The sequence below is a fragment of the Rhodococcus mengyinensis genome, assembly GCF_048381435.1.
GTDB classification, from domain to species: Bacteria; Actinomycetota; Actinomycetes; order Mycobacteriales; family Mycobacteriaceae; genus Rhodococcus_F; species Rhodococcus_F opacus_D.
The window spans coordinates 228,652-247,237 of record NZ_JBLWIT010000133.1; the positions used below are offsets into that span (position 1 = coordinate 228,652).

The window sequence follows — 18,586 nt, forward strand, 5'->3', positions numbered from 1 at the left end:
AATCCGTCTCGTGACCCGTCAACCGGATGAGCACGACCGGGGTCCGCTACTCGGTAGCCTGTCCGAGCTGCGGCTCCGTGAGCTCCTGACCGAGGTGCAGGAACGCATCGCGCAGATCGTCGATGCCCGAGATCACGTCGACGGGCTGCTCGAGGCGATGCTCGCGGTCACGTCAGGACTCGACCTCGACGACACGCTTCGCACCATCGTCCATGCCGCGATCAATCTGGTGGATGCCCGCTACGGCGCGCTGGGGGTGCTCGGCCCGGGTGGGGGCTTGAGTGAGTTCGTCTTCGAGGGCATCGACGAGGAGACACGCGAGCGTATCGGCGACCTGCCCCGTGGTCGCGGGGTCCTCGGTTTTCTCATCACCAATCCGAAGCCGGTCCGGCTGGAGGACCTGTCTCATCACTCTGCATCGGTGGGATTCCCGGCCGAGCACCCGCCGATGAAAACGTTTCTGGGAGTTCCCATTCAGATCCGGGACGAGGTGTTCGGGAATCTCTATCTGACGGAGAAGGCGAACGGTGCACAGTTCACCGAGGACGACGAGGTGCTTCTCCGCGCGCTCGCGGCCGCCGCCGGGATCGCGATCGAGAACGCCCGCCTGTACGAGGAGTCCCGGACGAGGCAAGCCTGGCTCGAGGCGACACGTGAGATAGCGACCGAACTACTCGCGGGCAGCGAGACGGCGGAAGTGCTGCGGGTGATCGCCGACGACGCGCTTGCCCTCACCGGCGCCGACAGTGCTTTCCTTGCGGTGCCGGACGATCCCGACATCCCGTCGGACGAGGTCACCGAACTCGTGGTCACGGCGTCGGCCGGCACAGTGTCGGATCGCATCATCGGCCGGACTATCCCGATCGAGAAATCCACTTCCGGTGAGGCATTCCGCGAGCGGACACCGCTTCGGGTCACCGCGCTGGCCTTCGATCCTGGGTTCGAGACCGGAACCCGGTTCGGCCCGGCGCTGGCGCTGCCCCTGCGCGCCGCGCAATCGGTGGCAGGGGTTCTGGTGACGCTCCGTCACGTCGACGCGTCGCCGTTCACGGACGACCAATTGGCGTTGATGTCGGGGTTCGCAGATCAGGCGGCGGTCGCGCTGCAGCTCGCCAACAGTCAACGCCGAATGCGTGAGCTCGATGTCCTGTCCGATCGCGATCGGATCGCGCGGGACCTCCACGACCACGTCATCCAGCGACTCTTCGCGGTCGGCCTGTCAATGCAGAGCACCTTGCAGAGGGCGAAGGCTCCGATCGTCAAGGAGCGACTCGAACAGTCGATCGACGACCTTCACGACATCGTGCGTGATATCCGTACCGCCATTTTCGACCTTCACGGCGGTTCGGGTGGTATGACCCAGTTCCGACGGCGGCTGCACGAAATCGTCGCCGAGACCACCGCGGATTCCGGGTTACGCACGACGGTGCACATGTCCGGGCCACTGTCCGTCATCGACGCCGGGCTCGCCGAACACGCCGAGGCAGTCCTGCGTGAGGCGCTGAGCAACGCCGTCCGACACGCGCGAGCCGACACGGTCACGGTCAGCATCTCCGTCTACGACGATCTCACCATCGAGGTCGCGGACAACGGCACCGGCATTCCGAAGAACGTATCCCGGAGTGGATTGGACAATCTGGCTGTCCGGGCTCGGGAAGTAAACGGGCACTTCACCATCGACACGACCCCCGGTGGCGGAACCACGCTCCGGTGGTCGGCGCCGCTGCCCTGAACCGGGATCGGCTCCCCCCGGCTCACAGAAGGTGAGGACCTTCTCCCCTACGCCGGTGACGGACGCACCGTAACGATGAGAGGTAGCGGCATTTTCTGCCGCGCGCTTCCTGGAGGAGAACACCATGACCGCCCGACGCCCGATCGTTGTCGGAACAGACGGTTCACCGTCGTCCCTCCAGGCCGTCGCGTGGGCCGCGCAGGAGGCGGCGTTGCGTAATGCCCCACTGTCGGTGGTCTCGACCACGTTCGTGCCCGGCGCCTACGGTGTCCCGATCGGCATGCCGGAGAGTTTCTTCGACGACGAGGAACGCAACGGGAAGAACCGGCTGGCCGCCGCCGCGGAGATCGCCGTCCGAGCGGTACCGGGACATTCCCTCGACATTCACACCACCCTCTGCACCGGAACGCCGTCCGGTGAACTCCTCGAAAGATCGAAATCCGCAGCGATGGTCGTCGTCGGCTCGAACCGGCAGGGAATCGTCGAGCGCGGCTTCGTGGGATCGGTCAGCGCCGCGGTCGCCACCCACGCACCGTGCCCGGTCGCGGTCATCCGCGGCCTACCCGATTCCGACGTCACCCGACTCGAGGGCCCCGTCGTCGTGGGCGTGGACGGGTCGGCACACAGCGAGCCCGCCATCTCGGTGGCCTTCGAGGAGGCCGACCTGCGGCAGTGCGAACTCACGGCCGTTCACGCCTGGTCCGACGTCGACCTCCCCGTGCACTACGCGGGCGGTAGCGTTTCCGGGTGGAAGAAGATCGTCACCCAGGAAACGGCCCTCCTGTCGGAGAGTCTCGCCGGCCGGGCCGAGGATTTCCCCGACGTCAAGGTTCGGACGATGGTCGTCATGGACCGACCGGTACGCAATCTTCGCGAACAAGCCGACAACGCACGACTTCTCGTCGTCGGTAGTCGCGGACGCGGCGGATTCACCAGCATGCTGTTGGGATCCACGAGCCGCGCCCTGATGCACTCGGTGCGCTGCCCGCTCCTCATCGTTCGGTAGGGAGTCACTGTCCGAAGGGGGTCATGGAGGCTTGAATGAATTCCGACGGCCGACGACGGAGGTGACGGTGAATGAAGGCTCGGAGGCCACACGCGGTCACCACGGGCGTCGTCGTGTGCTCCCTTCGCCCCACCGACAGAATCGACGTGCAGGATCTGCACGAGCGGATGGATCAGCACGCCGCCTACCTGAGGTTCTTCGGAGCCCGTCCGAAGCATCTCGAGGATCTGGCCGAGTCACTGTGCCGGCAAGACCCCGGGCGTTGCGCAGTGGGTGCCTTCATCGGCGGCATCCTGGTCGGAGTCGCGAACTACGTGAGCCCGCCGACCAGTCGGACAACGACTCTCCGTTGGTCGAATTCGCGCTGGTGGTCGATCACGAGTACCAATCGCACGGAATCGGAACGATGCTGTTGACGCGGCTCGTCGACGCAGCGCGGGCGCACGGCATCGACAGGATGACGGCGGAGGTGCTGGCGCAGAACACCTTGATGCTCGAGGTGATCCGAGACCGGGGGTGGGCACCGGACGTCGCCGCCACGACCCGCCACAACATCGCGGCCGCGGAACGCAGGATCCTGCTCGACGCAGCGAGATCAGATCTGCGAACGTCGGCGGATGGGGACCGCCGAGGAGGAACCCGATGAGCGAACCGTCACCGTGCACCGTCCCGGTCCCGGTGGCACTGACACTGTGACTGCCGATGGTCGTGTGGCACACGCGTGACTATCCGACGGTGGTGCCGGCAGCGGATCCGTCGGTGAGCAGGGCGTAGAACCGCTCGACGTCGGCTCGCCGGCACAGGGCGGTGCCGGGTGCCTGCAGCATCGCCGCCCCCGCCGCGACGCCGTACCGCACCGAGTCGCTCAACGACCGACCGCACGCCAGGCCACCCACCACACCGGCGACCATGCTGTCGCCCGCTCCGACACCGCTGACCACGGGGACTTCGACCGACGGGAAATACTCGTCGCGGTCCCGCGTGACCAGCAGGGCGCCTTCGGCACCGAGGGAGAGGACCACGACCTCACAGACCCCCCGGTCGATGACCTCCCGAGCCGCAGCCACCTGGTCGTCGATCACAAACAACTCCCGCCCCGTCCAGTCCCGAAGTTCGCGAATGCTGGGTTTGACGAGAAAGACCCCGCCCCCGAAGCTGTCTCAGGGCCGGACCGGAAGTATCCACGATCACTCGCGCACCGAGCTCGCCTACGACGTCCGCCACCTGCTGGCCACGTAGTCGGCCCCTGACGCGACCTCGGTGACGAGGTCGAGACAGGCCATCTGTTCCCTCGCGGTCACTGTCGGTCCCGGCAGGACGAATCGGTACTGCAGACCCGGACACCGACGTGATGCCGTTACGTACGAGATGTTCCGCGAGAGCGAGATTGGTCGACACCGCCTGCCCGCACAGGGAGGTGGTGAGGCCCGCGCGGGTGGCACGCTCGATGATGACGTCGATGGCGTCGAGCACGGCTGGGTCCATGGTGTCGAACAGATCCCGGCAGATCTCGGAATCCCGATCGACTCCGAGAACGAGCTGAGTGAGGCCGCCAGTACCGAAGCTGCACGACCACGCTGAAGCGGTACCCCGCCGTGTCGAAGTGGTGTCGCGGCCCCGGGAGCCCTTCGGTTCCAGTGCGGTGGGAAGGACCTGATCGCTTCCGGTGTCAGGGGTGTTCCCTGTACAGCGCGGCGCCGGCGGTGACCCCCGCACCCACGGCGATGATCAGGACTCGATTCCCGGCCGGGATGCCACCCGTCCGGCGGTCCAGGGCTGCCACGAGGGACGCGGTATGCATCCGTTCGTCATCCGCGACCACAATCCGCGGCACGGGGACACCCAGGTGCTCGGCGAGCATCGCACGGAATTTCCGCCGGGCCGGAGCAGCCACGATCAGATCGACGTCGGCGCGGTCGACGGAGGATGCCTCCAGGCATTCCCGTGCCGCCTGCGCTGTGGCGGCTGCGAATCGCTCGTCCATCGAATCCGATTCCCGGAACCGCAGGACATTCCGCGAGTCCTCGAGTCCGACGGTGGCGCAGAAACTTTCACCGGCGTCCGAGCAATTCATCCAGTGGACGGGCCCCAAGCCGAATTCGTCGTCGGTCCAGCGGCAGAGGATGGCTCCACCCGTCGGCGCGAACGGAAAGTGCTCACTCATCCCACGTCCGGGATCGGCATCACTGGCAACCACCAGCGCCCAGTCGATCGTGTGCGACCGCAGGAATCCGTCGACGATCTGCAGACCGTTGAGAGCCCCACAGGATCCGTTCGCGACATCGAAGGAAAAGGTCCCGTGCGTGTCGTCGTGGGGGTCCTCCGGGTGGGCACCGATATCTTCCTGGATGAGTGCCGCGAGCGCGGGTTCGCCCAGATTCCGGTCACGGTACAACCCGACGTTGACGAGCAGGTCCAGGTCATCGGCATTCCGACCGGCCCGTTCGAGGCAGGTCTGGGCAGCCGACACCGCGAGATGCAATGCACTGTGGCGGGTACGCCAACCGCCTCGTGTGACGTCGAGCCGATCAATGACTGTGCCCATAGCGTGCCACCAATTCCTCGTCCAGGGTCAACAGAACGACACCGATCTCCAAACCCGAGGCGAGGGCGATCAACGCCACGGTCTCACCCGCTCGAATGCGGCCTGCCTCGAGTTCCTCGACGAGCGCGACGGTGTGCGTCGTCGAGGCCGTATTTCCGTAGCGGTCGACGGTGATGACGGCGTCGTGCCGCGGAGAATCGCCCAGCGTGGCGGTCACCTCCGCCATTCCTTTGCGGATCGCCCGCGCCGAGGTTTGGTGTGTGATCACGTGATCGACGTCGTGGAGGGAGATCCCGGCGGCGTCGAGCACCTCGTGCAACAACAGGGGGGTGTCTGCGATCGCCGCCCGCTGGATCCCCCGCGAATTGGTGAACATCCGGGCGCCGGGGTCGCCGCCCTTGGGGTAGGCGAGACAGAGCCGGCTGTAGTCGGCGACGGTGGTGAATCCGGCCAGACCGATCCCGGCCGATCCGGCAGGGGCACGCTCGAGGAGTAGCGCGGCGCCGGCGTCGCCGAGCGTGAGGCACGCGAGCTCCTTGCTCATGATGTTCCGGATGTGCTGGGCAGCATTTTGTCCGAGCTGCGAAATGTACTCACCACTGACGACAAGTGCCCGTTCGACGATTCCCTGACGGATCCAGTTGTTCATCACCGTCACACCGGTCAGCATCCCGGCGCACGCGTTCGAGAGATCGAAGGTCATCGCCCCCTGCGTGCCGATCGCCTGGGCGACAGCACTACTCATCGTCGGTTCCAGCCATTGGGTGAGCCCGCCGTGAAACTTGGTGATGCTGCAACTGACCACCACATCGATCGACGCGGCGTCCCGATTCGACCGTTCCAGGCAATCCAGTGCCGCCGAGATCGCCAGTGTGTAGGAGTCCTCGTCCCCCACCGACACCCGGCGCTCGCGGATCCCGGTGAGCCGCTCGAGGTCGATGTGAGTCGAGTGCCGGGTGGTCGACATCAGGTCCGTGGTCGTGAGATGTGTCGTGGGTAGATGCCGTCCGGCCCCGGCGAGACGAGTAGCGAACGGCATTCGCAGGTCGTCGTTCTCGGTCTCCATGACCAGCCAACGCTTGACCATTCTCTTCACCTCCGTGCTCACTCCACGATCGCGCACCGGCGATCTCGTCACCAGGGCATTTGGACCCTTCCGGGGGATCGTTCGAGGAATGCGACGAGGTGAGGCCCTAGGACCCTTGTCCCGTGATGGTGGCACGCCGACGCTGGTGGACGAGGAGAGGAGCCGTCATGCAGGCACAATATCTCGACGCCGGAGATCTGCGATGGCCATGGGTCGCGGCCGCCACCGTCGTGGGCTTCGCGGCATTGTCGGTGACGTCTCCCCTCACCGTCCTCGGGGGTGCAGCAGCGGTCGTCTTCATCGGACTCGGCGTCTTCCGTAATCCGCATCATCGGGTCGTCGGCGCCGCGATCGTGTCGGTCGGTGTCGGACTGATGGTCCCGGGTTTGCCCGCCCTTCTTCTCCACGGTGTGAACTCGCTGTGAGCGGCCGCTCCGCGATTTGGAGACTGTGTGCCCTGTCGAGACGGTCACGCGGCGGTGGCACATTCTCTACGTGGCCGGCACGACCGAACAGAGACGAGGAATCGACATGCAGACTGATTCACCGATAGTCGTGGGTGTGGACGGATCGGCGCAATCGCTCGACGCCGTGCGCTGGGCCGCCGATGCGGCCGTCCACCATCGAGTCCCGCTACTTCTGGTGTCCTCCCTCCTGACGGCGCCCGGTACATTCGGCGACGCCGTCAACCTCTCCGCAGGTGTGTTCAGCGGCGTGGAATATGCGGGCACTCAGCGTCTCGCCACGGCCGCGGAACTCGCCCGGCGGAGCGTGCGCGGCAACCACCTCACCCTACGGACGGCGTTGCGTCACGGCTCGGCCGTGCCGGCCCTGCTCGACGCCGCGAAGTCGGCGCGCATGCTGGTCGTCGGTTCCCGTGGCCTCGGAGAGTTCACCGGCGGCCTGGTGGGATCGGTCAGCGCCGCGGTAGCCAGTCATGCACCCTGCCCGGTGGCGTTGATCCGCGGAATGCCCGAAACGGACGCGCCGCCATTGGACGGCCCGGTGGTGGTCGGTGTCGCCGTTGCCCCGGCCGATCTCAGCGACAACGAACTTCCCTGGTCGGCAATCGCGACCGCTGAAGAGGCCGTCCTGTCGGAGAGCCTCGCCGGATGGAAGGACAAGTATCCTGACGTGTCCGTCCGCAAGATTGTCGTCCGAGATCGACCGGTTCACCACTTGCTTCAGCAATCGCAAGGAGCGCAGTTGGTGGTGACCGGCAGCCGTGGGCGGGGTGGTTTCACCTCGTTGCTGCTCGGTTCGACGAGTCGGGCGCTCCTCCACGCGCTCACCTGCCCGCTGCTGATCGTGCGCCGGTGACGAGACGAGACGCCTCCACCGCCGTCCCGGCCGGGCGGACCGTGATGAGTCCCCTCCTGAGGATCGGCCGCGCACTGGGGGCCTTCGGGTTCGTCGTCGTTGCAGGCACGCTCGGGTATGTCGTCCTGGGCTTCGGCATTCTGGATGCGCTGTACCAGACGGTGACGACGATCAGTACGGTCGGGTTTCGTGAGGTCCACCCACTCGGTGCGGTGGGCCAGATCTTCACGATCCTGCTCATACTTGCGGGTGCCGGTACGGCCCTGTACACCTTCGGGGTAATCCTCGAAGCACTCATCGAGGGACATCTACGTCAGCACATGGAGCGTCGGCGAATGGACAGACACATCAGCCGGATGACCGGGCACGCGATCATCTGTGGTTTCGGCCGGGTCGGACGGGCCGGAGTGCAGTACCTGGCCACGCTCGGGATGCCGGTCGTCGTCGTCGATCGAGATCCGGAGCGCCTCGCCGACCTCGACGTCCCGACAGTAGTCGGGGATGTCACTGACGACCAGGTTCTCGAAGCGGCGGGAATCGGCCGTGCCCACGCTCTGATCACGGCGCTCGACACCGACGCGGACAATGTCTACGTCACCCTCTCGAGCCGCGCGTTGCGGCCGGATCTGATCATCATCGCCCGCGCCCGCAACGACGGTTCGACGTCCAAGCTGATTCGGGCGGGAGCAAACCGCGTCGTCAACCCTCAGCTCATCGGGGGGCGCCGGATGGGTGCCTTCGCGCTCCAGCCACACGTCGCCGAGTTCCTGGACGTCGTGATGCACGACGAGACACTGGACTACCGGATCGAGGAGGTCGAGGTCTCGGCTGGTTCGCCGCTGGCCGGGCGGACGCTGGCGGAAGCGGACCTCGCGGCGGCCACCGGCTCGCTGTTGATGGCGTTGCGGTCACCGACGGGGCAGTTCGTTGCCAACCCCCCGCTGGAGCGACGTCTGGACCCGGGCACGATTCTCATTGCGCTCGGAACTGCGCCGCAGCTCGATGCGCTCCGCCGCGAGGTCAAGCAGAGTGAGGGAATCGGCTCACCCTGAACGGTTTCCGGCCCTTCATCGTGCCTCCTCCGGGGTGCGGCGAGCCCACCGGAAATACGCAATGGGTCCGATGAAGTTCACCGCGATCACGGCAGCCCATGTCGTTTTGCTCCCCCTGATCTCGCGGGGATCACGCTTCGCGAGATCTGCCCAGGCCGCCACGGCCAGCCCCAGCTGCACCGCCGCCGCCGCGACCAGCGCGGCGCGCTGCGGCGTTGTCAGACTCGACCACGTCACACGCCTCTTCCATGGACTCATCGATGCTCCTCCGATCTCACCTCCACCGGCACGGCACCGCGAGAGCAATGCCTCTGCGGCGCCGACCACTGGATCTAGGTCCGCCTTTCCGTGTCCCGGGTCGATTCGGCGGCGATGGTGCCTGCCCACGCGCACACGTCCGACCAGTCCCGGGCGTCGCCGTAGTGCCCACCCATGAGCGTGAAGACGACTCGCCCGAATCCTGGCGAATCACCCGGGGTGATCGCCCCGGCGAAGAATCGGTGGTCGCGCACAGCGGCCGCATCCCGCAGCAATTGCACCGCTCGAGGCTTCGGTGTCATGCGACGCAGAAGACGCGCCAGCCGCTTGGACAGGGTCGTGCTGGTGACGCCCACCGACGACACCGAGAACGCCCATACTCGCTTCCCTTCGAACTGCGACCGCAGGCGCTCGACCGCATCGGAGGCGTCGGCGAGCCACTGCCCGTCATGGATCGCGCTTCCGAGAACGATCACGTCGTAGGAGTGCACGTGTGACACGTCCGCGGCCGCCCGCACATCGACTTCCTGCCCGAAACCTTCGATACACGACCCGAGTCTCTCGGCTATCCCGCGGGTCGAGCCCTTCGCTGTCGCGTACGCCACCAGTACTTTCATGGGCGGGGCCTTTCCGGAGAGGTGTCGGCACCGGAATCGTCACCGCTCGAGTGAGGCCCGGGCTCATCTGGCTCGAACGGTCCCTGGTCGAGGCGGAACGGTGGGTACTCGTCCCGCATCAGGGTCGCGTAGGCCGCGACGCGAAACGCCCAGCGGTTGATGCCCATCACGAAGTCGAAAAGACCGTGTGGGTACCGTCCGGTGAAGAGAAGCGCAATTGCCCGAGAAGGTCACCACGAGACCGAGCAGAGAACCGACGAGCCACGTCTGCCCGTAGTGCGCACCGTCGGTGGCGAACGCTCCGGCACGCCAGCTTCCGAACCACCCTCCCGCGAGTAGCGACAGAATCAGGTAGTGCGGGATCGCCAACAGCCACCACTTCACGAGCACCAGTCCGCGGGACAGCCGCACGGGATAATCGACGTCGAAGTCCGCCGGATAGTCGGTACGTTTCAGGGTGAAGGGTGGGTAGCGGTCCGTCGCCAGGGCCGAGTAGGTATAGAACTGCACGCGCCACCACCACCGGAGAACGCCGACGCCGAAGTCGAAGAGGGCCCGCGGATACCGCGCCGTGAACAGGATCACGAATCCGGACACCAGGGTGGTGACGACGAACGCGACCCCGAGGAAGAAGAGCACGAAGTAGTGCGGGATCGCCAGTAACCACTTCACCAGCCACAGCCATCGCGACAGTGGCTCGTCGAGTTCACCGACGAGACGAGTGGGATAGACGGTCCATGGAACCTCGGGGTGGGTGACGTCGCCGGCGAACGTGTCGCCGGCTGCGTCCCGTCCGACGGGATGCGGTTGCGGCGGACCGTGTCGACCCAGACCGATCGCTCCTGCCACGATCAACGGGATTCCGATGATCAGAAAGACGACTGCGCCGATCAGGACACTCAGAGCGAGCGGTCCGAGGAAAGCGAGGCGTGCCCCGGCCTGAATGTCGGCCGACACCCCGGGGGCGGCGTCGGCATTCATCACGACAGCCGTCCAGGCACCCTGCTGCAGCTCCCAGCGCACTTCTTGTGTGCCGGGACCCGATGAAAAGGTCGACCAGAACGACTGCGCCCCTGGTGCTTCCGCGGGCCGGGTTCCAGGAATCTGCCGATAGGTCGGTCGGAACGGATCGAAGTGCACGTCTGTCACCTCGGTGCGAGCAACGTCGGTGAAGTATTTGTCGACCTCGTCACGAGGGCCGATCCCGATGAAGATCTCCTGGCTGGGATCGGTCGCGGTGGCTCGCAGCAGTACCCGGCCGAGGTCCTCGGTGCTGAACCCTTCCGGCAAGTCGGCGCCCTCGAACAGATCGACCTTCTCCGATACCAGGGCACTTTCACTCGTCTCGAAGTGCTCACGCGGCGAGGTGAAGTGCCCACCGTCGCGTTGCATGAAGTAGGCCCACCCCAGAAACACCGCGGCAGTGAGCAGCGCGAACCCGGTCAGGGCGCTCAGACAGCCCAAGACGAGAACAGCCACTCTGCCGGTTCGCACAGGAAATTCCTCCCGGTCCGTGTCCCCGAAGTCTCAGTGTGGGTCCTGGCTCCATCGGCGCGTCAGGGTCATTGGTCACCACCTCGCCCGATGGTCGCGCGTGTTTGCGGCAACGAAAGAACGCGGACGAAAGGCCCTAGTACACCGGCCGGTGGATCAGCGACAGTTGAGCAGGACAGGAGCTGACATGCACCACGTCATAGAAGTGCACAGTCTTCACAAACACTTCGGTCACGTTCACGCACTGGACGGGTTGGATCTCACCGTCGACACCGGCGAGATCCACGGCTTCCTCGGGCCGAACGGTTCCGGAAAATCCACCACCATCCGTGTACTGCTCGGGATCCTGCGCGCCACGTCGGGTCAGGCCCGGATGCTCGGTCGCGATCCGTGGTCCGATGCAGTCGCGCTGCACCGTGAAGTGGCCTACGTGCCCGGCGATGTCACACTGTGGCCATCCTTGTCCGGTGGCGAAACGATCGACCTGCTGGCACGACTGCGCGGCGGACTCGGCGAACAACGCCGCGGAGAACTCATCGATCGGTTCGATCTGGATCCGCGCAAGAAGGCGCGGAGCTGCTCCAAAGGTAACCGGCAGAAGGTAGCCCTGGTGTCGGCCCTCTCGTCACATGCCAGGGTTCTGCTCCTCGACGAACCCACCTCCGGTCTGGACCCATTGATGGAGCAAGTCTTCCGCGAGTGCGCCCGCGAAGCGGTCGACCGCGGCGCCACCATCCTGTTGTCGAGCCACATCCTTTCCGCGCCGTCGGCGATGCCGGTTCCGGGACGCTGTCGTGGTTGTCACCGCAGGGCTGGTCGTTGCAGCTGCGCCCGTTCGCCGAGGAGCGCTGGTGGACACTTCTCCTGCATGTGGCAGGGACCGCGGCATCGACCGTCGCCGCCTACGTGCTGCTCCGCCGCCGCGATATCGGTGGCGGTCTCATCGCCGAACGCCCCGGCGACGAGACCGCCGGGCCTGCTCTCGCGGGGCCCGTCGGTCTGGCGTGGCGGATGCACCGCGGGACACTGCTCGCGTGGACCGTCGCCCTGCTCCTGTACGGACTGTTGTTCGGCAGCGCCGCTCACGGGCTCGGCATCCAACTCGGCGACAGCCGGACGATCAACGACGTCCTCGCCCGCCTCGGCGGAAATGCAACCGTGGAAGACGTCTTCGTCGCCTTCGCGCTCACCATGCTGGGCATCGCCGCGTCGGCCTACGCGATCTCCGCCGCACTCCGGCTCCACTACGAGGAAGCCGCGCAACGCGGCGAGCCGGTGATCGCGCAACGCGGTCGGCCGCGTCCGGTGGGCACTGAGCCACCTGCTGTTCGCGGTGCTCGGCCCGGCCGTCGCGATCACCGTCGCCGGTGTTTCCGTCGGGGTGACGTACGGCGCGGCCGTCGGCGACATCGCGGGCAAGTTCCCCGCGACGGTGGCCGGCGCGCTGGTTCAGCTTCCCGCGATCTGGATATCGGCCGGAGTAACCGTGGCACTGTTCGGACTGCTGCCCCGCCTCGCGCCTGCCGCATGGGCCGTCTATGTGACGTTCATCCTGATCTTCATGGTCGGCGCTCTCTCCGGCCTCCCGGCCTGGGTCCTCGACCTGGAACCATTCAGTCATCTTCCGAAACTGCCTGGAGAAGCATTCGACCCGGCACCGATCGTGTGGGAGTTGGTTTTCGCGGTCGCACTGATCACAGTGGGATTGATCGGTTTCCGCCGGCGCGACCGGAGGTGACCGATCCGGGTATCGAATCTCGCCGGCGAACACGGGCCGTCAGCTCAGCGCGGCCCGGACCACCAGTTCGAACGTCGGCCGCGGATCCGTCGTGTCGTGTCGGGCGATGCGATGCAGGATCAGGCCTTCTGCGCAGGCCATGACTGCGGTGGCGGCGGCCTGCGGATCCCGTGCTCCCAGCCGGTGGAATGCCGAGACGGCCGACGCCTCCATGGCCGCGCGCCCCCGTGCCAGCGCCTCCCGGAGAGCGGGGTCGTGGCTGGCTTCGAGGAACAGGACCAGCCGTGCGGCGGTGACGGTTCGGTTGGCGACGGTCGTGTAGTCGATCAGACCGCAGAGCGCGTCGACGAGGTCGTCTGCGGATGTCGGTGCCAGTACACCGACTTCGGCCATCTCGCGTTCCACGATCGCGTCGACGGTGCCGGAGAGCAGCGCCGCCCGGGTGCGGAAGTAATTGGACGTCGTCCCCTTCGAGAGGCCGGCGCGTTCGTCGACCCGGGCGTGGGTGAGTGATCGCAGTCCCTCGGTTCCGACCAGGTCGATCGCTGCGTCGAGCGCTGTCGTTCTCGTTGGCGTCACACGGATACTATAAACATAGTGACTTGACACTATGATCGTAGTAGCGTGAGGTCATGAGACACGAGGCCCGCGGAAACGACAGAGTTTCCGGACCGAACGGCGAGCCGGACAACACCTTTCCCGCACTGGACGGTGTCCGGCACCGCTACCTCCGACTCCCCGGCCTGCGCATGCACGTGGCCGAGGCCGGTCACGGCGAACCCGTGGTGCTACTCCACGGCTTCCCCCAGAACTGGTGGGAGTGGCGCGGGGTCCTCCCCGGGCTGGCCGCGCATTACCGGGTGATCTGCCCGGATCTGCGCGGCGCCGGCTGGACGGACGCCCCGCCCACCGGATACACCCGCGAGCAGTTGCTCGCCGACGTCGTCGCGCTGCTGGACGCGCTCGAACTCGACCGGGTCTGCCTGATTGCGCACGACTGGGGCGCTCTGCTCGGATACGAGCTGTGCCTGCGCGCGCCGCACCGTGTGCGGAAATACGTGAGTCTCGGTGTCCCCCACCCGTTCGTTCGGTTCGATCCACGGCTGCTGCTGACGATCGCACGACACGGCTGGTTCGAACCCGTGATCGCCGCACCGTTCCTTGGTCCACGCCTGCTCGGCCGGGGGCGTCAACGACTGACCTACCACCTGCTGCGGGGTTTCACCACGAACCGGAACACCTGTTCGGAGAACGACATCGAGCTGTTCGCCGCCCAGCTGCGCGAACCGGCCCGCGCCGACGCGGCGTCCGCTCTCTACCGGTGCTTCATCATGCGCGAGGCCGCACGGATCATGTCCGGCGCGTACCGGAACCGCCGGCTCGGCACCCCCACCCGGGTGCTCATCGGCGCCGAAGACCCCATTGTGCGCCCGGAGTTCCTCGGCGGATTCGAGAAGCACACCGATGTCGTCGAGGGCGTCTCACACTTCCTCGTCGACGAGCGGCCGGAGGTAGTGCTCGCACGCGCGCTCGCATTCTTCGCGCCGCCGGGTCGGGGTCACGAGGCGGCGACGGGCACCTGACGGACCGGATCGATGCTCCCTGGACGCTCGACCTCGCCGAGGGCGAATCCCACGCCGCGCACGGTGTGGACGACGTACGGCGATCCCACGGCCACCAGTTTCCGTCGCAGGGAGCAGACGTAGGCATTGAGGACGTTCGTCTTCGATTCGACCGTCACACCCCACACCATGAGCATGAGGTCGCGGCGGGTGACGACCCGGTCGACATTCTGCGCGAGCACGGTGAAGAGGACGAATTCCGTCCTGGTCAGCGTGGTGCGGAGCCCGTCGTGGTCGGGTTCGTGGGGTTCCTCGCACAGGCAGACGTCCTGCGCGCCGTCGGGCACCTGCGCGGGCACCTCAGGCTTCACCCGGCGGAGGATCGCGCGGAGCCGTGCGACGAGCTCGTCCGCCCCGACAGGCATCTCCATCACGTCGTCGGCGCCGGCCTCGAGGAGGTCGCTGCGCCGGTTGCCGGAACGGAACGTGCCGATCACCACAACGGCGAGCGCGAATCGCATCGCCTTCAACGCACGCACCGTGGTGTCGGCGTCGAGATGTGGTGATCGTGCGTCGACGATCACCACATCGGGGGGTTCGATCCGCGACCGCACCGGCTCCGCATATGTCCTCGTGACGAAGAACCCCGCGTCCCGGAGGCGCTCGACGAGGGATCTCTCGACATCCGCGTCGATCAGCAGGACGCGCGGACGGGCGATGGCCGAACTCGACACAGCGTTCATGCGGGTTCCTCCTGTTTTCGAGCCTCGCGTCGGGGTTCCTGTTAGATCAACCCGGGACTGAGATCAAGTTCCCACGCCGCAGTTGATGACGATATCGGGCGAATCTCCCCTATCGTTACCGAGAGACCGCTGCATCAGACGATCGGGAGGTCGTTGTATGTCCCAGCTCCAGCACCTCACACTGCACGGGGACGCCGTCGCATACCGGATGGAGGGTGAGGGCGAGACGCTGCTGCTCGTGCACGGGATGGCGGGAAGTTCCGCGACGTGGCGTGCCGTTTTCCCGCAACTGGCGCAGCGGTACCGGGTCCTGGCGCCGGACCTGCCCGGCCACGGCGATTCCGCCAAGCCGCGCGGCGACTACTCGCTGGGCGCGTTCGCCGCGTGGCTGCGCGACCTCCTGAACGAACTGGGCATCGAACGGGTGACCGTCATCGGTCAATCCCTCGGCGGTGGGGTGGCGATGCAGTTCAGCTATCAGCATCCCGAACTGTGTGACCGGCTGGTCCTCATCGGCAGCGGCGGACTGGGACCGGACGTGAACTGGACCCTGCGGTTGCTGGCGGCGCCGGGGTCCGAGTTCGTCCTGCCCTTGGTGGCGCCCACCGTGGTTCGTGACGCCGGAAACAAGGTCCGTGGCTGGCTGGCGGCGGCCGGGTTCCACTCGGTCCGCGGCGACGAGATGTGGAACGCCTACTCGTCGCTGTCCGATTCGGCCACCCGGCAGGCGTTTCTGCGGACGCTCCGCGCGGTCGTCGACCATCGGGGGCAGGCGGTGAGCGCGCTGAGCCGTCTGTACCTCAACGAAGGTCTCCCGACGCAACTGATCTGGGGCGATTCCGACGGCATCATCCCGGTCGCGCACGGATACGCGGCGCACGAGGCGATTCCCGGGAGCCGGCTCGCCGTCCTCGACGGTGTCGGGCACTATCCCCACCTCGAGGATCCCGCCGCGGTGGTCGAGATCATCGACGACTTCGTCTCCACGACGCCGGCGCGGACCTGAACGATCCGTTCCCGGCGGCGCTCGCGCGGCGTCCGGTGACCAGAATGTAGACGCTGACCAGCAGAACCCACGCCGGGAACGCCAACGTCGACCAGAGGCTGAAGTCGACGATCACCAGCAGCCCCAGGGCCAGCAAATACGTGGTCACGACGAGCCATCGCGGCATCAGGCCGGTCCGCAGCCAGATCGTCCCCAGCGAGATCATGAACACCGCGGCCATACGCAGCGCGTAGACGTGGTTGATCTGCAGCATGATCTCGCGGCCGAAATAGACGATCTCGTTCGCGGAGCTGCCCGAGTGACGGGCAATGGCGAGGACGCCGCCCGCCACCCCCATCGAGACGAAACCCATCGCGAGAAACAGCAATCCGCTGCCGAGGAACACCGTCGCGAAGAATCGGTCCTCGAGGTCGCCGAGCCGGTCGCGGATGACGCCGATGAACCAGAGGAACGCGATCCCCGCGAACGGAGCAAGCAGCAGGGCCGCCTTGATCCGCATCTCGCCGCTGCCCACCCAGGGGGTTTCGTCGAACGGGTCCGCCGGCAGCGCGGTCCGCAGGAGGACGAGGCTGGTGGCGAACAGCACGGCGAAGACGATCCCCGCGACGGCCGCCGAGCGTGGCGTTCTCAGCCGGCGGAGGTCCTGCGCGCGCTGCGTTTCGGCCATGAGTCAATCCTCGCTCGAGGGGCGTTCGGGATTCACCGATTCGCGTCAACCGGGGAACACCCGCCGGTCGGTTTCCCGCTGGGCGGAACGCCGCATGGCGTGCCGCATCCCCGAGAACTGTGATGTCAATTACACATTCACGAGACTTCGACCACCGAATGTGACCACCCACCCCTACCGCCCGGCTCGGGCCGCGCCGCAGTGCCGCGGCGCCGTCACGAGTCCCGTGCAGGTATTCGAAAGGACCCGATGATGGTCACCCATGCGACCACCGAGCGATGGACACCCCGCCTGATCTTCTCGCTCGCCTCGATCGTGTTGCTGCTGGAGATGCTCGCGGTCAGCTACATGATGATCTCGATCGCGTTGCCGCAGATCGTCACCCACTACCAGACGACGCAGGGCGCATGGCTGCTCACGGCGTTCCTGCTGGTGGGAGCGATCACCTGCCCGCTGATCGGCAAGCTCGCCGATACACACGGCAAACGGAGACTCCTGCTGACGGCCGTGGGCCTGTCGGCGCTCGGGTCGCTGATCTCGGCGATCGCACCGACGTACGCGGTGCTGATCGCCGGCCGCGCCCTCACCGGTCTGCTCGTGCCCTGCCTGTTCCTGAGCTATTCGCTCATCCGCGACGTCTTCCCCGCCCGGACGGTGGCGTTGGCGGTCAGCATCGCCACGAGCGGCATGGGACTCATCGCGATCCCCGCACCGTTCTTCACCGGCTGGCTGATCGACAATTTCGGCTTCCGGAGCATCTTCTGGTTCTTCGTGGCCGGTCTGGTGATTCTCGCCGTCCTGATCCGGGCGACGACCGCGGAATCGCCGGTGCGCCTGCGCGCCCGCATCGACCTGATCGGCGCGGCGCTCCTGGGAGCCGGACTCGCCGGCATCCTCGTCGGGGTGAGCTTCGGGCCCTCGTGGGGCTGGACGTCGGGGTCGACGATCGGGTTCCTCGCCGGCGGTGTCGCCCTGCTGGTGGCGTGGACGGTGTCCGCACGACTGCTCGCGGACCCGCTGATCGACATCCGGTTCTTCGGTAAGCGGCCGGTGTTCCTGACGGCGCTCGGCGCGGGATTCTGCTACGGCACGTCCGCGGTGTTCACGATCATGCTCCCGATGATGTGCATGACCCCGGCGATCCTGGGGCTCGGCTACGGATTCGGCATCAGCGCAGAGGGATTCGCGATCTTCCAGGCGCCGCTGGGTGGCGCCGTGGTGATCGGCGGACTAATCGTCGGAACCCTGGTCCCCCGGAACGTCCGCCCGCGGACCCTGATGGTCGTGGGCATGCTCGTGATGGCCGCCGCCTGCCTGCTCACGGCGATGGTCCACGATGACAAGGCACTCCTGATCGGCTTCGCCGCACTCCTCGGCGTGGGAATGGGCATGGGGTACGCCTCCGTCCCGAACCTGCTCATCGCCGCGGTGCCGCCGCAGTTGCAGGCGACGACGGCGAGCATGGTAGCGGTGTTCCAGAGCATCCTGCCCGCAATCCTCCCGGTGATCGTCTTCTCGGTGTTGAACTCACACATCGCGACCGTCATGCAGGGTGCGGTCTTCTACACCGACACCGGCATCACGATCGCGTTCGTGATCGGCGCGATCTCGGCGCTGCTGGGCGCGGTCGTGGCCTTCGCGTTGCCCCGCCGGATTTCGCAACTGAGCGCGCCCGGTTCGGGGTCGGCGGCCGCGGCCGACACGGACGGGGCCGTCGTCCTCGCCCACTGATCCGCCGGTCTCACACCGTCGTCGCCGC

General features: G+C 66.6%; 16 protein-coding genes and 6 pseudogenes. 12 read left to right on the forward strand and 10 right to left on the reverse strand.

The window, feature by feature from the left end:
- Positions 1 to 10 precede the first annotated feature (10 nt).
- The 3 genes and pseudogenes from ACNJ7E_RS32165 to ACNJ7E_RS32175 form a co-directional block, all read left to right on the forward strand.
- The gene (locus tag ACNJ7E_RS32165; RefSeq protein ID WP_280783208.1) at positions 11 to 1,732 is read left to right on the forward strand and encodes a GAF domain-containing sensor histidine kinase; all 1,722 of its coding nucleotides are present in this window, start codon (positions 11 to 13) and stop codon (positions 1,730 to 1,732) included.
- 124 nt (positions 1,733 to 1,856) lie between these two features.
- Entirely contained in the window at positions 1,857 to 2,738 is an 882-nt protein-coding gene (locus tag ACNJ7E_RS32170; protein WP_418341815.1) for a universal stress protein, read from the forward strand.
- Positions 2,739 to 2,809: 71 nt separating this feature from the next.
- Positions 2,810 to 3,261 (forward strand): annotated as a pseudogene (locus ACNJ7E_RS32175) (GNAT family N-acetyltransferase); the annotation flags it as partial.
- A gap of 202 nt (positions 3,262 to 3,463) precedes the next feature.
- Here the strand turns inward: ACNJ7E_RS32175 and ACNJ7E_RS32180 are convergent.
- The 4 genes and pseudogenes from ACNJ7E_RS32180 to ACNJ7E_RS32195 form a co-directional block, all read right to left on the reverse strand.
- Positions 3,464 to 3,871: pseudogene (locus ACNJ7E_RS32180) on the reverse strand (PfkB family carbohydrate kinase); the annotation flags it as partial.
- A gap of 205 nt (positions 3,872 to 4,076) precedes the next feature.
- Positions 4,077 to 4,304 (reverse strand): annotated as a pseudogene (locus ACNJ7E_RS32185) (putative PEP-binding protein); the annotation flags it as partial.
- A gap of 103 nt (positions 4,305 to 4,407) precedes the next feature.
- Entirely contained in the window at positions 4,408 to 5,283 is an 876-nt protein-coding gene (locus ACNJ7E_RS32190; protein ID WP_418341816.1) for a 3-oxoacyl-ACP synthase III family protein, read from the reverse strand.
- Positions 5,267 to 6,370, reverse strand: coding sequence for a 3-oxoacyl-ACP synthase III family protein (locus tag ACNJ7E_RS32195; protein WP_280783204.1), 1,104 nt, complete (start codon positions 6,368 to 6,370; stop codon positions 5,267 to 5,269). The genes ACNJ7E_RS32190 and ACNJ7E_RS32195 overlap by 17 nt, the downstream gene beginning before the upstream one ends.
- Before the next feature lie 167 nt (positions 6,371 to 6,537).
- On the opposite strand from ACNJ7E_RS32195, the gene ACNJ7E_RS32200 reads away from it, so the two are divergent.
- The 3 genes from ACNJ7E_RS32200 to ACNJ7E_RS32210 all read left to right on the forward strand — a co-directional run bounded on the left by ACNJ7E_RS32200 (position 6,538) and on the right by ACNJ7E_RS32210 (position 8,742).
- Positions 6,538 to 6,795: a hypothetical protein gene (locus tag ACNJ7E_RS32200; RefSeq protein ID WP_280783203.1), complete on the forward strand. Its 258-nt coding sequence runs from the start codon at positions 6,538 to 6,540 to the stop codon at positions 6,793 to 6,795.
- A 106-nt stretch (positions 6,796 to 6,901) separates the two neighbouring features.
- The gene (locus ACNJ7E_RS32205; protein ID WP_280783202.1) at positions 6,902 to 7,690 is read left to right on the forward strand and encodes a universal stress protein; all 789 of its coding nucleotides are present in this window, start codon (positions 6,902 to 6,904) and stop codon (positions 7,688 to 7,690) included.
- Positions 7,691 to 7,734: 44 nt separating this feature from the next.
- On the forward strand, positions 7,735 to 8,742 hold the full coding sequence (locus tag ACNJ7E_RS32210) for a potassium channel family protein (protein ID WP_280783251.1): 1,008 nt from the start codon (positions 7,735 to 7,737) through the stop codon (positions 8,740 to 8,742).
- A 15-nt stretch (positions 8,743 to 8,757) separates the two neighbouring features.
- On the opposite strand, the gene ACNJ7E_RS32215 is transcribed toward ACNJ7E_RS32210, so the two are convergent.
- From ACNJ7E_RS32215 to ACNJ7E_RS32225, 3 genes and pseudogenes are all read right to left on the reverse strand, one after another.
- Positions 8,758 to 9,000, reverse strand: a complete 243-nt coding sequence (locus tag ACNJ7E_RS32215; RefSeq protein ID WP_280783201.1) for a PLD nuclease N-terminal domain-containing protein — start codon at positions 8,998 to 9,000, stop codon at positions 8,758 to 8,760.
- Between the two features lie 74 nt (positions 9,001 to 9,074).
- Entirely contained in the window at positions 9,075 to 9,617 is a 543-nt protein-coding gene (locus tag ACNJ7E_RS32220) for a flavodoxin domain-containing protein (protein WP_418341817.1), read from the reverse strand.
- Positions 9,614 to 11,111, reverse strand: a pseudogene (locus tag ACNJ7E_RS32225) (DUF4389 domain-containing protein). Before ACNJ7E_RS32225 ends, ACNJ7E_RS32220 begins: the two are co-directional and overlap by 4 nt.
- 187 nt (positions 11,112 to 11,298) lie before the next feature.
- On the opposite strand from ACNJ7E_RS32225, the pseudogene ACNJ7E_RS32230 reads away from it, so the two are divergent.
- The 3 genes and pseudogenes from ACNJ7E_RS32230 to ACNJ7E_RS32240 form a co-directional block, all read left to right on the forward strand.
- A pseudogene (locus tag ACNJ7E_RS32230) lies at positions 11,299 to 11,886 on the forward strand (ABC transporter ATP-binding protein); the annotation flags it as partial.
- A gap of 236 nt (positions 11,887 to 12,122) precedes the next feature.
- A pseudogene (locus ACNJ7E_RS44035) lies at positions 12,123 to 12,338 on the forward strand (ABC transporter permease); the annotation flags it as partial.
- A 106-nt stretch (positions 12,339 to 12,444) separates the two neighbouring features.
- On the forward strand, positions 12,445 to 12,849 hold the full coding sequence (locus ACNJ7E_RS32240; RefSeq protein ID WP_418341818.1) for a hypothetical protein: 405 nt from the start codon (positions 12,445 to 12,447) through the stop codon (positions 12,847 to 12,849).
- 39 nt (positions 12,850 to 12,888) lie between these two features.
- On the opposite strand, the gene ACNJ7E_RS32245 is transcribed toward ACNJ7E_RS32240, so the two are convergent.
- Positions 12,889 to 13,428, reverse strand: coding sequence for a TetR/AcrR family transcriptional regulator (locus ACNJ7E_RS32245; RefSeq protein WP_280783197.1), 540 nt, complete (start codon positions 13,426 to 13,428; stop codon positions 12,889 to 12,891).
- A gap of 53 nt (positions 13,429 to 13,481) precedes the next feature.
- Between ACNJ7E_RS32245 and ACNJ7E_RS32250 the strand changes: the two genes are divergently transcribed.
- Entirely contained in the window at positions 13,482 to 14,432 is a 951-nt protein-coding gene (locus ACNJ7E_RS32250) for an alpha/beta fold hydrolase (RefSeq protein WP_418341819.1), read from the forward strand.
- On the opposite strand, the gene ACNJ7E_RS32255 is transcribed toward ACNJ7E_RS32250, so the two are convergent.
- Positions 14,408 to 15,154 (reverse strand): response regulator transcription factor, encoded by a 747-nt coding sequence (locus ACNJ7E_RS32255; protein WP_280783195.1) that lies wholly within the window; start codon positions 15,152 to 15,154, stop codon positions 14,408 to 14,410. The two genes, ACNJ7E_RS32250 and ACNJ7E_RS32255, sit on opposite strands and share 25 nt — an antisense overlap.
- Before the next feature lie 157 nt (positions 15,155 to 15,311).
- On the opposite strand from ACNJ7E_RS32255, the gene ACNJ7E_RS32260 reads away from it, so the two are divergent.
- A complete protein-coding gene (locus ACNJ7E_RS32260) occupies positions 15,312 to 16,160 on the forward strand; it encodes an alpha/beta fold hydrolase (protein ID WP_105417417.1) in 849 nt (282 codons plus the stop codon).
- Here ACNJ7E_RS32260 and ACNJ7E_RS32265 read toward each other — a convergent pair.
- Entirely contained in the window at positions 16,120 to 16,827 is a 708-nt protein-coding gene (locus tag ACNJ7E_RS32265; RefSeq protein WP_280783194.1) for a hypothetical protein, read from the reverse strand. The genes ACNJ7E_RS32260 and ACNJ7E_RS32265 overlap by 41 nt on opposite strands.
- A 249-nt stretch (positions 16,828 to 17,076) precedes the next feature.
- Here ACNJ7E_RS32265 and ACNJ7E_RS32270 point away from each other — a divergent pair, with 249 nt between their 5' ends.
- Positions 17,077 to 18,558, forward strand: coding sequence for an MFS transporter (locus ACNJ7E_RS32270; RefSeq protein ID WP_280783193.1), 1,482 nt, complete (start codon positions 17,077 to 17,079; stop codon positions 18,556 to 18,558).
- Positions 18,559 to 18,586 lie beyond the last annotated feature (28 nt).